Annotated in this window: 9 protein-coding genes and 1 pseudogene; 8 read left to right on the plus strand and 2 right to left on the minus strand. The window is 63.5% G+C overall.

Annotation, left to right across the window (positions count from 1 at the left end):
- Positions 1–23 precede the first annotated feature (23 nt).
- The 6 genes and pseudogenes from WC704_RS03130 to WC704_RS03155 all read left to right on the plus strand — a co-directional run.
- Positions 24–2,096 carry a M13 family metallopeptidase gene (locus WC704_RS03130; RefSeq protein WP_372888509.1) on the plus strand — a complete coding sequence of 691 codons (2,073 nt, stop codon included), beginning with the start codon at positions 24–26 and terminating at the stop codon, positions 2,094–2,096.
- A 104-nt stretch (positions 2,097–2,200) separates the two neighbouring features.
- Positions 2,201–4,609, plus strand: a complete 2,409-nt coding sequence (locus WC704_RS03135; RefSeq protein ID WP_372888510.1) for a response regulator — start codon at positions 2,201–2,203, stop codon at positions 4,607–4,609.
- A 37-nt stretch (positions 4,610–4,646) separates the two neighbouring features.
- Positions 4,647–5,000 carry a response regulator gene (locus tag WC704_RS03140; protein ID WP_372888511.1) on the plus strand — a complete coding sequence of 118 codons (354 nt, stop codon included), beginning with the start codon at positions 4,647–4,649 and terminating at the stop codon, positions 4,998–5,000.
- 157 nt (positions 5,001–5,157) lie between these two features.
- Entirely contained in the window at positions 5,158–6,261 is a 1,104-nt protein-coding gene (recA, locus tag WC704_RS03145) for a recombinase RecA (protein ID WP_372888512.1), read from the plus strand.
- A 271-nt stretch (positions 6,262–6,532) separates the two neighbouring features.
- Entirely contained in the window at positions 6,533–7,165 is a 633-nt protein-coding gene (locus tag WC704_RS03150; RefSeq protein WP_372888513.1) for a glutathione S-transferase family protein, read from the plus strand.
- Positions 7,166–7,823: 658 nt separating this feature from the next.
- Positions 7,824–7,916, plus strand: a pseudogene (locus WC704_RS03155) (glutathione S-transferase); the annotation flags it as partial.
- Here WC704_RS03155 and WC704_RS03160 read toward each other — a convergent pair.
- Positions 7,907–9,214 (minus strand): dicarboxylate/amino acid:cation symporter, encoded by a 1,308-nt coding sequence (locus WC704_RS03160; RefSeq protein WP_372888514.1) that lies wholly within the window; start codon positions 9,212–9,214, stop codon positions 7,907–7,909. The pseudogene WC704_RS03155 and the gene WC704_RS03160 overlap by 10 nt on opposite strands.
- Positions 9,215–9,383: 169 nt before the next feature.
- On the opposite strand from WC704_RS03160, the gene WC704_RS03165 reads away from it, so the two are divergent.
- On the plus strand, positions 9,384–10,640 hold the full coding sequence (locus WC704_RS03165) for a M24 family metallopeptidase (protein ID WP_372888515.1): 1,257 nt from the start codon (positions 9,384–9,386) through the stop codon (positions 10,638–10,640).
- A gap of 191 nt (positions 10,641–10,831) precedes the next feature.
- On the plus strand, positions 10,832–13,486 hold the full coding sequence (gene alaS / locus WC704_RS03170; RefSeq protein ID WP_372888516.1) for an alanine--tRNA ligase: 2,655 nt from the start codon (positions 10,832–10,834) through the stop codon (positions 13,484–13,486).
- A gap of 34 nt (positions 13,487–13,520) precedes the next feature.
- On the opposite strand, the gene WC704_RS03175 is transcribed toward alaS, so the two are convergent.
- Positions 13,521–15,293 (minus strand): cation:proton antiporter, encoded by a 1,773-nt coding sequence (locus WC704_RS03175; protein ID WP_372888517.1) that lies wholly within the window; start codon positions 15,291–15,293, stop codon positions 13,521–13,523.
- Between the last annotated feature and the right edge of the window lie 110 nt (positions 15,294–15,403).

Genomic DNA, 15,403 nt, shown 5'->3' on the forward strand with positions numbered 1-15,403 from the left:
CATCCGGATGGAAGGATCATCACATGCGTCGTTCATTGGTCGCGGTTTCTTTGCTTGCCTCTGCGGCACTCGTTGGAGTGACCTATGCAAAGCCCGCTGCAAAGCCCACGCCGAAAGCCAAGGCGGCCGTCAAGGCGGCTGCGTCTAAATCCACCGGGGCCGAAATCGGCGGTTTCGGTTTCGACGTTGCGGGCATGGACACCAGCGTGAAGCCGGGCGACGATTTCGCGAAGTTCGCTGGCGGCAAGTGGGAAGCGGCAACCGAAATTCCCGCCGACAAGGCCACATATGGCATGTTCAATCGTCTGGGCGACCGTTCACTCGACCAGACTCACGGGATTCTGGAAGCTGCGGCCAAGCGCCCCGGCGACAAGATTGGCGACTTTTACGCGAGCTTCATGGATGAGGCCGCAATCGACGCCAAGGGTATCGATCCGATCAAGCCGTGGATCGCCGACATCCGCGCAGCGGGCGACAAGACCGCACTCGCCGTGGAAATGGCCAAGCTGCAACGTATCGGCGTCGGCGGACTGTTCCGCGTGGGCGTTGGTCAGGACGACAAGGCGCCCGACACGTACATCGTCGGGCTGAGCCAATCGGGTATTGGCCTGCCCGACCGCGATTATTATTTGAAGGACGACCCCAAGCTCGCCGACACGCGCGCAAAATATCAGGCGTATCAGGTGCAGATGCTGGGCCTTGCCGGGATCGACAATGCAGCCGCGCGCGGCGCTGCGGTCTATGCCTTCGAAAAGGCGCTGGCGACGGCGCATTGGGACCGGATCAAGTCGCGCGATTCGGACCTGACCTACAACAAATGGTCGGCGGCGGATTTCGCGGCGAAGGCCCCCGGTTTCCCGTGGGAGGTGTTCTTTAAGACGGCAGGGGCTGCGGAGCAGGCCAATTATCTGGTTGGGATGCCAAGCGCGTTCACCGACGAAGCCAAGGTCTTTGCCGATGCCCCGATCGAGGTGGTGCAGGATTTCCTGATCCTGCGCGTATTGCGCAGCTATGCCGGTTTCCTCGCCAAGCCGATCAACGACGCGAACTTCGCCTTTTACGGCACGGTCCTGAGCGGCGCACCGCAGCAGCCATTGCGCTGGAAGCGTGCGGTCGGGGCGGTCAGCGGGGCATTGGGCGAGGAAGTCGGCCAGCAATATGTCGCGCAATACTTCCCGCCCGCGACCAAGGCCGCAGCGGACCAGTTGGTCAAGAACATCATCGCCGCGATGAGCGTGCGTCTCGACAAGCTGACCTGGATGGCACCCGAGACCAAGGTGAAGGCGCACGCCAAGCTCGCCGCGTTCACGCCCAAGATCGGCTATCCGTCCAAGTGGCGCGATTATTCGGCGCTGACGGTGAAGCGGGACGATCTCGTCGGCAATATCGCGGCGGCCAACGCCTTCGAATATGAGCGCGATTTGCGCAAGCTCGGCCAGCCGATCGACCGCACCGAATGGGGCATGACGCCGATGACGGTGAATGCCTATGCCAACCCGCCGATGAACGAGATCGTTTTCCCGGCGGCGATCCTGCAGCCGCCCTTCTTCGACGCAAAAGCCGATCCCGCAGTGAACTATGGCGGTATCGGTGTGGTGATCGGGCATGAATTGAGCCATCATTTCGACGATCAGGGGCGCAAATATGATCCGACCGGCAAGCTCGCCGATTGGTGGACCGCCGAGGACGTGAAGCGCTTCACCGCGATGACCGATCAGTTGGTCAAGCAGTATGACGCCTATGAGCCGCTGCCTGGCCTGCACATCAAGGGTGGGCTGACGCTGGGCGAAAATATGGCCGATCTTGCCGGGCTTGCGCTCGCTTATGACGCCTATCACCGCTCGCTTGGCGGCAAGCCTGCACCGGTGATCAACGGGCTGACCGGCGACCAGCGCTTCTTCCTCGGCTATGCGCAGGTGTGGCGGATCAAGTTCCGTGAGCCGGCGCTGCGCTCGCAAGTGATCTCGAACGAGCATTCGCCGGGTCCGTTCCGCACGGTCGAAGTGCGCAACGTCGATGCCTGGTACAAGGCATTCGGCGTAAAGGCGGGCGAGAAGCTGTATCTCGCTCCCGCCGACCGCGTGAAGGTCTGGTAAACCACACAATCCGCACCGCGCCGCCTGGGACAGGTGGCGCGGTGTAGCAGTCTCTGGCCGCTTTGGTCTTGACGCTCCCCGCGCATCGCCCAATGCAGGATGCAATGGCCTCGCTTTCTGCATCCCCACCTTCGACCGCCGCTCGCGGTGCTGCACTCATCGCGATGGGGTGTGGGGTTTTGGCGTCGCTTGTCATCCTCCTTTTGATCGGCAGCGTGCCGATTGCGGCGGCGTTTGGCGCAACGGCGCTGGTGTTGACCGGCAGCCTGTTGTTGTTCCGTCGCCTGTTTCCCCGCACGATGAACCTTGCGTCGGAACCCGATTGGAGCGTCGCGCGCACCGTTGCCGAAAGCAGCCCGGATGCGATTGCCGTTACCGACCGGGCAGGGCGGCTGGTGTGCGCCAACGACCGCTACGAAGCGCTGTTTGGCGGTTTCGCGACGCCGCCCGGGCTGCCGTTCGATGCGAGCGGGGTCGAGCGCCTGGGCACGGCGGGCCGCGCCGCGTGGCGCGACGGGCACGCGACCGTGGAGCGTCTCTCGATCAAGGGTACGCAGCTTTCCGCCGAGGTGATGCGCGCAGGGGAGGACGACACCCTGCTGGTGTGGCGTTTTCACGCGGCGCAGGGGCTCGATCTCGCGCAGACGATGGAGAATCTGATCGCGGGGGCGACCGGGGATCGACTCGGCAGCGCCGGGATCATGGCAGCGTTGATCAACCCCGACGGGCGTATTCGCGCGGCGAACCGCGTGCTGCGTGCACGCGCGATGGGGCATGAAGAAGGCGCGATTGTCGGCCGCGATTTTGCGCGCTTTCTCATCACCGATTCGCACGGCATGGCCCGTTTCGAGCGGGAAGGGCTGGCGCAAAACCCGCTTCGGGTGCTGCAAATCCCGTTTCTCGACGGCGAAGACGCACCGATGCTGGTCGCGTTGATCGACGAAGAAGAAAATAGCCATCCCGCGATCGGCGAAAGCGCGGCGGCGCATATCAAGAGCCTCGTTTCGCTGATGCCGTTCGGCGTTGCCTTGATCGGCGGCGATGGGCGCTTCGTGCAGATGAACGATGCTTTCGCGCGGGCGGCGGCGGTCGACCCGCATAGCCCGCCCATTTACCCTGGCGATTTGCTGGTGCGCGAGGACAAGGGCGTGGTCGCCGATGCGATCCGTCGCTTTGCCGGTGGTGCCACGCATTCGACCGATCTGGCGGTGCGGCTGAAAGACCACCCTGACGAACCGGTCGCCTTGTCGATCGCGGGTGCGCGCGGGCTGGGCGATTCGGCGGTGTTGCTGAGCCTCAAGGACAATAGCGAGGAAACCCGGCTCAAGCGCGAAGTGGCGCAGGCGACCAAGATGCAGGCGGTGGGGCAGCTTGCCGGCGGCGTGGCGCACGATTTCAACAACATCCTCACCGCGATCATCGGGCATTGCGATTTGATGCTGATGCGCCATTCGCCCGGCGACAGCGATTATGACGACATCCAGCAAATTCGCGCCAATTCCAACCGCGCGGCCAGCCTGACGCGGCAATTGCTCGCTTTCTCGCGCCAGCAAACGCTCAGGCCGCAAGTGCTGCAACTGCCCGACGTGATTTCCGAAGTGACCAATTTGTTGAAACGGTTGCTGGGCGAAAGCGTAACGCTCACGGTCAAGCATGGCCGCAACCTTGGCGCCGTGCGCGCCGATCCGGGGCAACTCGAACAGGTCGTCGTCAACCTTGCGGTGAATGCCCGCGACGCAATGATGTCAAAGGATCCGCGCGGCACCGGTACGCTGGCGATCCAGACCTATGCCGTTACCACCGCCGAGGTGCGCAAACTCGCCTCCGACATTCTGCCCGCCGCCGATTATGTCGTGCTCGAGGTCGCCGACACCGGTGGTGGCATTCCGCCCGAAGTCCTGCCCAAGATTTTCGAGCCTTTCTTCACCACCAAGGAAGTGGGGAAGGGCACCGGCCTTGGATTGTCGACGGTGTACGGCATCGTCAAACAGTCGGGCGGCTATATCTTTGCCGACAACATCAAGGCCGGGCCGCGCGGCGGGGCGGGGGCGGTGTTCACGATCTATCTGCCGGTATATGCCGCCGGAACGTTGTCCGAGGCGGTTCCGGCGCGGATTTCTCCACGCGAGAAAGTGGCCGATTTGTGGGGGACGGGCACGATTTTGCTGGTCGAGGACGAAGACATGGTCCGTGCCGTCGCGGAACGCGCGCTGACGCGGCAGGGTTACACCGTGTTGTGCGCAGAACATGGCGAGGCCGCGCTCGAACAGCTCGAATCGAGCCCCAAACCCGATTTGCTCATTTCCGACGTGATGATGCCGTTGATGGACGGGCCGACGATGGTGCGCCACGCGCGGGCACGATATCCCGATCTGCCGATTCTGTTCATGTCGGGCTATGCCGAAGAAACGATTCGCAAGTCGATTGATCTCGACAATGTTGCCTTTCTGGCGAAACCCTTTTCGGTGCAGGAGCTTGCCGAGGCGGTGCGGGCGGTGCTCGGTGCGAAATGAGTTGGTGCAACCCGGCACGCGGGGCTAAGGCCGTGGCATGAGCGCGCCACAGAGCATTCTGATCGTCGAGGACGAACCCCTGATCGCGATGATGATCGAGGATTTTCTCGACATTCTGGAGAAATGCCATGCCGGCACGGCGGATACGGTTGCGACAGCACTCGCTTTGATCGACGCTGGCGGTGTTGATGCGGCGATCCTCGATGTGAATTTGCGCGGCGGTGAAACAAGCTTTTCGATTGCCGATGCGCTCGCAGCACGGGGCATTCCGTTCGTTTTCGCGACCGGGGGTTCGCAGGATAGCGTCGCGGAGGCATATCGCGATCGCCCAACTTTGGCCAAACCCTTTACGATAGACGGCGTCGCCAAGGCATTGGCCGCGCTGCGGTAAACGCTCGCAGGTGACTTTCGGGGTGGCGGCGCGACATAATCGCGTTGATTTTTTTCATAAGCCGTCGTTCCACTCTTGTTCTATAAGAACAAACGCGATACACACTGCATCACGCATTGAACGCACCCGGCGTTCGGTCTAGCGCAGGAGGCTACCAATGGCGGTATCGTTGAAGGTCATCGACAGCAAAATGGCAGCCTCAGACAAGCAAGCAGACAAAGCCACGGCGGAACGCGCCAAGGCCCTCGAAGCAGCGCTCGCGCAAATCGATCGAGCCTTTGGCAAGGGTTCGGCAATGAAGCTCGGTTCGAAACAGACGATGCAGGTCGAGGTGATCTCGACCGGTTCGCTCGGGCTCGACATCGCGCTTGGTGTCGGCGGCTTGCCGCGCGGCCGCGTGATCGAGATTTACGGGCCGGAATCGTCGGGCAAGACGACCCTCGCACTGCACGTCATTGCAGAGGCGCAAAAGGGCGGCGGCACTGCCGCGTTCGTCGATGCCGAACATGCGCTCGACCCGGTCTATGCCAAGAAACTCGGCGTCAATATCGACGAGCTGATTGTGTCGCAGCCCGATACGGGTGAGCAGGCGCTCGAGATTGTCGATACGCTGGTGCGCTCGAACGCGATCGATGTGCTGGTGGTCGATTCGGTGGCGGCGCTGGTGCCGCGGGCGGAAATCGAAGGCGAAATGGGCGACAGCCATGTCGGCTTGCAGGCGCGCCTGATGTCGCAATCCCTGCGCAAGCTGACAGGCTCGATCAGTCGGTCGCGCTGCATGGTGATCTTCATCAACCAGCTCCGCATGAAGATTGGCGTGATGTACGGCAATCCCGAGACGACGACCGGCGGCAATGCGCTGAAATTCTACGCCTCGGTCCGCCTCGACATCCGTCGCACCGGCCAGATCAAGGATCGCGACGAGATTATCGGCAACACTACGCGGGTGAAGGTCGTCAAGAACAAGGTTGCACCGCCGTTTAAGCAAGTCGAGTTCGACATCATGTACGGGCAGGGCGTGTCCAAGATCGGTGAGATCCTCGACCTCGGCGTCAAGGCCGGGCTCGTTGAGAAGTCGGGCGCGTGGTTCAGCTATGATAGCGTCCGCATCGGGCAGGGGCGCGAGAACGCCAAGACCTTCCTCAAGGAAAATGTCGAGATGACCGACCGCCTCGAAAAGGCGATCCGCGCGCGGACCGACAAGGTTGCCGAGGAAATGATGGCGGGTGCGAAACCCGATGAGGGCGACGACGAGATGTGAGTTTCACCCCGGTCTGCTTCGGCGGACCGGGGCAGGGGATGGCGGCAGTGCACGGCTGCGTTCCCCACCCATGAAGGCGGTGCCGAGTGTTCTCGGTGTCGTCGCAGAGACCGGGAAGGCCCGCCAGCGATGGCGGGCCTTTCATATGGTGGACAAGGGATGGCCGGGGTGGCGAGTTGCGACGACCGGTGTCGAACACCGAAAGGTAGTGTGTGACTTGGGTGCCGCACCGCTGCTAGGATCGCGCAAAATGCCGAGCTGGAGAGTCCCCATGACCTTGATCGTCCATCATCTCGAAAACTCGCGCTCGCAGCGGATTCTGTGGATGCTCGAGGAATTGGGCCTGCCCTATGAGATCAAACGCTATGAGCGGAACAAGCAGACGATGCTCGCCCCGCCCGAACTCAAGCGCATTCATCCATTGGGCAAGTCGCCGGTGCTCGAGGACACCGAAATCGGCGATATAATCGTCGAAACCGGCGCGATCGTCGACTATCTGGTCGAGCGCGCCGATGGCCGTCTCGGCCCGCCCGCGCACCGCGATGCGGTGGTGCGCTATCGCCAGTTTCTGCATTATGCCGAAGGGTCGATGATGCCGCCGCTGCTCGTGCTGCTGGTGGTCAACCGCATTCCGTTGCTGGGCAAGACCGCCGCCAAGCGCATCCAGCCGATGATCGACGTGCATCTCGATTATGTCGAAGCCGAGCTGTCGAGCCGCCCGTGGTTCGCGGGCGATACGATTACGGGCGCGGACATCATGATGAGCTTCCCGCTGGAGGCCGCGCGCAGCCGCGCCGGGCTCGACCAGTCGCGTCCCGCGACGATTGCCTGGCTCGATAAGATACACGCCCGACCCGCCTATCAGGAGGCGCTCGCCAAGGGCGGACCTTACGCTTACGCCTGATCTACAACTTCTTTCAGAAAAAGCAAATGGCAGCATTGCAAGCAACCCCTTAAGTTCTGCAGGCTGCCATTCGGGAAATACAATCCAACTTTAGCTGCTATGAGGGAAGCACGATATGTAAGTGCAATCGCGGGCGGGCTGCACAGGCTGGTCGAATGGGCTATTCGTCGGTTTATGCTCTTGATGATCGATACATTGCAAAAGAAACGCGTCTTGGCAGCTCGTACTGTCGGTAGACGTAAGAGTTAGACAATAAGGGCCCGCCTGCTCAGCGCACCAGAACTCGACAGGTTGAGCCTCCTGTTGGGCTTGAAGTGAGCTTGATGAAGCCGCGGAAAAACATATGGCACCAAGTAGACCTACGCCGCGCCGAAGCAGAGTCGATATCATCGCTTGTCCTCCATTAGGGATCTTCAAAATGCTCGTACTCGACATTCATGGCAAGCGAGAATCACTCAATATTTTGCCAGAATAACCCATTGCGCTGACAAGTGAGGGTCTGGGCCCTAGCGCATGTTGACAAAAGGGATTTCTATGGCGGCTGAAGTCTGATTCGGGACTGCTCTTTGCAGGAGTGAGCAGTGATTGGCCGTGGTGATCTGAGCGACGAGGAATGGCATCTGATCGGGCCGCTGCTCCCATCCGAGCGAGGGCGCCACGCCCGGCGACGATCGCGTGGCTCGACAAAATTCATGCTCGCCCGGCCTATCAGGCGGCGCTCGCCAAGGGCGGGCCTTACGCTTATGCGTGATCGGCGCGGGGCAACTCGTGCAGGCCGATTTCGGGCGCCTCGGGCGCCTCGAGCGTTCCCTCCCATTTGGCGATGACGCTGGCGGCAATCGCGTTGCCGACGACATTGGTCGCGGTACGCCCCATGTCGAGAAAATGATCGACCGCGAGGATCAGCAATAGCCCTGCCTCGGGAATGTTGAACATTGGCAGCGTCGCGGCGATCACGACAAGGCTCGCGCGCGGCACGCCCGCAATGCCCTTTGAGGTAATCAGCAGCGTCAGCAACATGGTGATTTGCGCACCGATCGGCAGATGGATGCCATAGGCCTGGGCGATGAACAGCGACGCGAAGGTCATGTACATCATCGACCCGTCGAGATTGAACGAATAGCCGAGCGGGACGACGAACCCGGCGATCTTGGGCGGCACGCCGAAGCGTTCAAGCGCCTCGAGCACGCGCGGCAGCGCGGCTTCGGACGAGGCGGTCGAAAAGCCGATCATCAACGGCGCGCCGATATAGCGCAACAGGCTGCGCGTGCGCCGGCCGACGATGAGGAAGCACACGCCGAACAGCAGCGCCCACAACACCGCCAGCCCGACATAAAAACTGCCCATGAAGTAAGCGAGGTTCTTGATGACGCCAGGGCCCTGTTCGGTCAGCGTCGCGGATACCGCGGCGAACACCGCGAGCGGCGCGAACATCATCACGTAATTGGTGACTTGCAGCATCACCGCGACCAGCGCCTCGGTCGCGCGCACCAACGGCGCGGCCTTCTCGCCAACCGCCGAAATCGCCACGCCGATGAACACCGAAAAGACGACGATTTGCAGGATTTCGTTGGTCGCCATCGCATCGAAAATCGACGAGGGGACGACATGCGTCACGAACTTGGCGAGATCAAACCCGGCCTTTTCGACCCCGCTGCCAACGGTAACGGGAGGCAGGGTGAGGTGCGGCGCGAGCCCGAGCACCTCGCCCAGCGACGCGGTGACATGGAACAGCACGAGCCCGAGCGAGAGCGACAAAAGGCTCGCGCCCACGAACCAGGCGATTGCGCGCAACCCGATCCGCCCGAGCGCCCCGGTGCCGCCCATATGCGTAATACCGACGATGAGGGTCGAAAGCACCAGCGGCGCGATGATCATCTTGATCAGCCGCAGAAACACGGTGGTGATGATCGAAATGTAACCGGCAATCTCTTTCAGCCGCGCCGCTGCGGCAGGCGTGCCATCGGCGATCGCGAAATTGAGCGTACACCCGACGATCAGGCCCAGCACCAGCCCGATCAGGATAAATGTTGTCAGCCGCTTCGCCACGTCTTGCCCCTAATTGCTCGTGGCGCTCATCAAGGCGAGAAAGCGCGAGCGGTCAAGCGCGCGCGACACTGTCGCGTTGCGAGCGGTGCGCAGCGCTGGCACAGTCCGGGCAAAGACAAGGGCGCGCAAGCATGATGACAATCACGAAACCGTTGGACAGAAGCTGCGCATGGTGACGTTCACCCGACGCGGGGTTGCGGCGGGGGCCGCGTTCCTTCCGCTGCTTTCGGCGCGTGGCATCGTGCGGGCGGCGGAGCCCGATCTCGCGGGCCTGCGCAACATCGCCAGTAGTGCAACGCCGATCGGGCCCGACGAGCGCCGCGCGCGTATCACCCGCGCGCAAGCGTTGATGAAGGCGCACGGCATCGGGGCGGTGCTGATCGAATCGGGATCGAGCCTGGTCTATTTCACCGGCGTGACCTGGTTTCGCAGCGAGCGCCTGACCGCGGCGATCCTGCCGGTCGAGGGCAAGCCGTGCATCATCACGCCGTTCTTTGAGGAACCCTCGGTGCGCCAGACGCTCGGCGTCGCCGCCGATGTGCGCGTGTGGCAGGAGGATGAGGATCCGCTGAAGCTGGTCGCGGGCTTCCTGCGCGAACGCAAGTTGGCGGAACGCCCGGTCGGCATTGAGGAAACGGTGCGCTATTTCGCGGTCGATGGCCTGGCGCGGGCGCTGCCGGGGGCGAAGATCGTCTCGGCCAATCCGGTGGTGCGCGGGGTGCGGATGCGCAAGACCGCGCCCGAAATCGCGCTGATGCAGACCGCGACCGACGTGACCATCGCCGCTTATCGCTGGACGTGGCCGCGCGTGGAAAAGGGCATGAAGCCCGCCGACATCGCCGCGCTGATGAATGCCGCCACGCGCCAATTGGGCGGGGCGCCTGAATTCGCGTTGGTGCTGATCGGCCCGGCGGCGGCCTATCCGCATGGCAGCCGCGACCCGCAGGTTGTTGCCGACGGGCAGATCGTGCTGATGGATTGCGGCTGCTCCGTGCAAGGGTATCAATCGGATGTCTCGCGCACCTTCGTGTTCGGCAGCGCGAGCAAGGAACAGCGCACGGTGTGGGAGCATGTCCGCGCTGGCCAGGCCACGGCCTTCGCCGCAGCGCAGATCGGCACGCCGGCGGGCGCGGTGGATGATGCGGTGCGCGGGTTCTATGCCTCGCTCGGCTATGGGCCGGGCTATCGTTTGCCGGGCCTGTCGCACCGCACCGGGCATGGCATCGGGCTTGACGGGCATGAGCCGGTTAACCTCGTTCACGGGGAAACGACGCGGCTGGCCGAGGGCATGTGCTTTTCGGACGAGCCGGGCCTGTATTTGCCGGGCAAGTTCGGCGTGCGGCTGGAGGATTGCTTCCACATGACCGCGAGCGGCCCGAAATGGTTCAGCGTGCCGCCGACTTCGATCGATGCGCCGCTGGGGTGAGGGGCGGGGGGCTGCGGCGGCGCGGGATCGTGATCGGATGCGCTCCTCGAATCCCTCGTCGCGGAGAACCGGATTTTCCCGGCCTTCGCCGGGGACACGCGAATTGGAGGTTCCGCCTTCCGTCAAAATTGCTGGCCGCGACGAACCGGGCCCCGCTTGAGCTAAGGCGCGCGCTCGCCTAAGCACCGCGCATGACCCAGCTCTCGCTCTCGACCAACGACATTCGTCGCAGCTTCCTCGAATATTTCGCGGCCAATGGCCATGCGAAGGTCGCCTCCGCACCGCTGGTGCCGCAGAACGACCCGACGCTGATGTTCGTCAATGCCGGGATGGTGCCGTTCAAGAACGTGTTTACGGGCCTGGAAACGCGGCCCTATTCGACCGCGACGTCCTCGCAGAAATCGGTGCGTGCGGGCGGCAAGCATAATGACCTCGACAATGTCGGCTATACCGCGCGGCATCACACCTTTTTCGAGATGCTCGGTAATTTCTCGTTCGGCGATTATTTCAAGGAACGCGCGATCACGCTCGCCTGGAATTTGTTGACCAAGGAATGGGGGATCGACCCCAACCGGCTGACCGTCACCGTCTATCACACTGATGACGAAGCGTTCGATTTGTGGAAGCGGATCGCCGGATTGCCGGAAGAGCGCATCATCCGCATCGCCACCAACGACAATTTCTGGTCGATGGGCGACACCGGCCCGTGTGGTCCGTGTTCGGAAATCTTCTTCGATCATGGCGACCATATTTATGGTGGCCCGCCGGGAAGCCCCGAGGAAGATGGCGACCGTTTCGTCGAGATCTGGAACCTCGTCTTCATGCAGTTCGATCAGGCTGCCGATGGCACGCGCACGCCGCTGCCGCGCCCGTCGATCGACACCGGCATGGGGCTGGAGCGCGTGGCCGCCGTGCTGCAGGGCGTGCACGACAATTATGATACCGACACCTTCAAGGCGCTGATCGCGGCCTCGGTCGCGTTGTCGGGCGCGCCGCTGACGCCCGAGACACAGGCGAGCCACCGCGTGATTGCCGATCATTTGCGCTCGTCGGGCTTTCTGGTGGCCGATGGCGTGCTGCCCGCCAATGAGGGCCGCGGTTATGTGCTGCGCCGGATCATGCGCCGCGCGATGCGCCATGCGCATTTGCTGGGCGCAAAGGAGCCGTTGATGCACCGGCTGGTGCCGGCCTTGGTTTCCGAAATGGGCGCGGCTTACCCTGAGTTGGTGCGTGCGCAGGCGTCGATCGAATCGACCTTGCTGCAGGAGGAAACGCAGTTCCGCCGCACTTTGGTCAACGGTTTGCGGCTGCTGGAAGAGGCGACCGCAGGGATGGCCGAAGGCGACACGCTGCCGGGCGAGACCGCGTTCAAGCTCTACGACACGTTCGGCTTTCCGTATGATCTGACCGAGGATGCGTTGCGGCGCCAGGGCTTCGGGATCGATCGCGCAGGGTTCGACACTACGATGGCCGAGCAGAAGCGCGCCGCGCGAGCCGCGTGGAAGGGATCGGGCCAGCGCGCGTCGGATGACGTGTGGTTCGACATTGCCGAGGCAAGCGGCAGCACCGAGTTCATCGGCTATGCCAGCGAAGAGGGCGAGGGCCAGGTCGTCGCGATCGTCAAGGATGGCGCGCGGGTCGAGCGCGCCGGGCCGGGCGAGACGGTCGAGATCATCGTCAACCAGACGCCCTTTTATGCCGAGAGCGGCGGGCAAGTCGGCGATACCGGCACGCTGACGGCAAGCGGCGTGCTGGCGCATGTCGAGGATACGCGCAAATATCTCGGCCGCCTGTTCGCGCATCAGGCGAAGATCGAGCAAGGCGAGATCGCGATTGGCGATGCGCTGCATTTGACGATCGACAGCGGGCGGCGCGACCGGATTCGCGCGAACCATTCGGCGACGCACTTGCTGCACGAGGCGCTGCGGCAGCGGCTGGGGCTACACGTCGCGCAAAAGGGTAGCATGGTCGCGCCCGAGCGGCTGCGCTTCGACTTTTCGCAACCGACCGCGATCGATCCCGCCGCGCTGGCGCAGGTTGAGGCTGACGTAAACCACCAGATTCGCGCCAATGGTCCGGTGACGACGCGGTTGATGACGCCCGACGAAGCGATCGCGGAAGGCGCGATGGCGCTGTTTGGCGAGAAATATGGCGACGAAGTGCGCGTCGTCTCGATGGGGCAGGAAGGCGACGAGATCTATTCGCTCGAACTGTGCGGCGGCACGCATGTCCGCGCGCTGGGCGACATTGGCTTGTTCACTGTGGTGAGCGAAGGCGCGGTGTCGAGCGGTGTGCGCCGCGTCGAGGCGCTGACGGGTGAGGCGGCACGGTCCTACCTCACTTCGCGCGACGAGAAATTACGTGAGGCGGCGACGGCGCTGAAATCCTCGCCCGACGAAGTGCCCGCGCGCGTGGCCGCTTTGGTCGAGGATCGGCGGCGGCTGGAGCGTGAACTCGCAGAAGCCAAGAAGGCGCTGGCGCTGGGCGGCGGGGCCGGTGCGGCTGCGGCGGGGCCGGAGGAGATTGGCGGCGTGCAGTTCCTGGGCCAGGTGGTCGAGGGGCTCGACCCCAAGGGCCTGCGCGGCGCGGTGGATGAGATGAAGCAGCGCGTCGGTTCGGGCATTGCGATGATTGTCGCGGTCAATGAGGGCCGCGCCTCGGTCGCGGTCGGCGTAACCGCCGATCTCGTCGCGACGCGCAGTGCGGTCGATCTGCTTAAGATCGCGGTGGCGACGCTGGGCGGGCAGGGTGGCGGTGGCCGCCCGGATATGGCTCAGGGCGGCGGGCCGGATGGCGCCAAGGGTGCCGAGGCAGTCACTGCGGTGAAGTCGGCGCTGGCAAGCTAAGCGTTTACGCCGCAGCCGTGGTTGGCTGCGGCGGTTAGTCCTTGCGCAGGCGTGCGCGGATCAGACGCGGCGCGACCTCCAGATCGGCGGCGGCCTTGATCTCCTGGCGCAATTCGGCCCGCTTTTCGTGGATCGAAACGATCACAGGGCCGACCGCGACGCCGAGATCGGTCAGCACTGCCTCGGCCAATTGCAGCGAGCTTTCCAGCGTCTCGGGCACCGCGTCGCTCGCCCCTGCTTTGTAGAGTTCGGCGGCATGGGCGGTGTCGCGGGCGCGCGCGATGATCGTCAGGTTGGGTACCCAGCCACGGACCCGCCGCGTGAGGGCAACGCTCAGCACCGGATCGTCCATCGTCAGGATCAGCGCCCGCGCGCGGCCAAGATTGAGCCGGTCGACCAGTTCCGTTCGCACAACATCGCCAAAGATCACCGGATAGCCATCGGTACGCGCCGCCTTCACCGCGTCGATATCAGCCTCCACCGCGACATAGGGCTGGCCGTGGACCGTGAGCATGTCGCACACCATCCGCCCGACGCGGCCAAAGCCGATCACAACGGTGCCGGGGCCTTCCTCCGGGATCGCTGCTTCGGGCGAATCACCCTGACGGCGCTCGATCCGCTTGGCCGCACGCTTGCCGAGCAAGGCAAGCAAAGGGGTGATCGTCAGGCCGATTGCGGTGACGGTCTGCCAGAAGCTGGCGAGCCCCGGGGCAAGCAGTTGCGCCTGGCCCGCTGCTCCGAGCACAATCAGCGTGGTTTCGGACGGGCTCCCCATTAACATGCCCGTTTCCGCCGCCACCCCACCACGGATGCCCGCCAGCCGCAGCAAACCGAAGGTGACCAGCGCCTTGACCGCGACCACCCCGACGATGGCGAGGAAATACGATCCCCAATTGGCGAGGATCGCGCCGAGATCGACACTCATGCCGACGGTGATGAGAAATACGCCGAGCGCCAGCCCCTTGAACGGCGCGGTCATCACCTCGACTTCGCTGTGGTAATTGGTCTCGGCGATCAGCAGCCCGGCGATCAGCGCACCGACGATAGGGGAGAGTCCGGCTGCCGTCGTCGCCAGGCTGGCGACGATGACCACCAGCAATGACGCTGCGAGGAACAGTTCCGGGCTCTTGGTGCGCGCCGCCTGGGCGAACAATTTGGGCAGGAAGAAGCGCCCGCCAACGAACAGGATCGCGACGGTCAGGATCGCGCCGCCGCCGACGCGTGCAAACCCCATCCAGCCGCCCGCCGCCGCCATCGGCCCCAGCGCTCCGAGGATGAAGATGATCGGCACCAGCGCCAAATCCTCGAACAGCAGCATCGCGAAGGCAGTACGTCCAACCGGGCTCGATGTGCCCGCAATCGGCAGCACCAGCGCGGTCGATGAGAGCGCAAGCGCAATGCCCAGCGCGAACGATCCCGTCCACGGCACGTCCGTCAGCAGATGCAGACCGGTGCCGAGAATCAGCCCCGATCCAATCAATTCCGCCGCACCCGTGCCGAAAACGAGTCGGCGCATCGACCATAAGCGTTTGAAGGACAGCTCAAGTCCGATCGAAAACAGCAGCAGCACGATGCCGAACTCGGCAAAGGGCTCGATCGCGTGGGGATTGGAAATGGTGATGTGGTAAAGCCAGGGATAGCTGGGGACGAGTGCGCCCAGCCCCGCTGGACCGACCAGCAAACCGACCAGAATAAAGCCGATCACCGGGCTGATCTTCGCACGCGCGAAAGCGGGAATTACCAAACCCGCCGCCCCGAGGATGACGAGGGCGTCGCTGAAACCGGTGGAGTTTAGGGGAGATGCCATGCTGCTACTGTACGCAGTACATGGGCGGCTTGTCAGCTTTTGACTGACGGTGGCGACGATGAGTCGCGTGAAAAGGGGGGCTCGACGGTCACCGGTCCGTTGAATGGGAC

Source organism: Sphingomonas sp. (assembly GCF_041661885.1).
Classification (GTDB): Bacteria; Pseudomonadota; Alphaproteobacteria; order Sphingomonadales; family Sphingomonadaceae; genus Sphingomonas.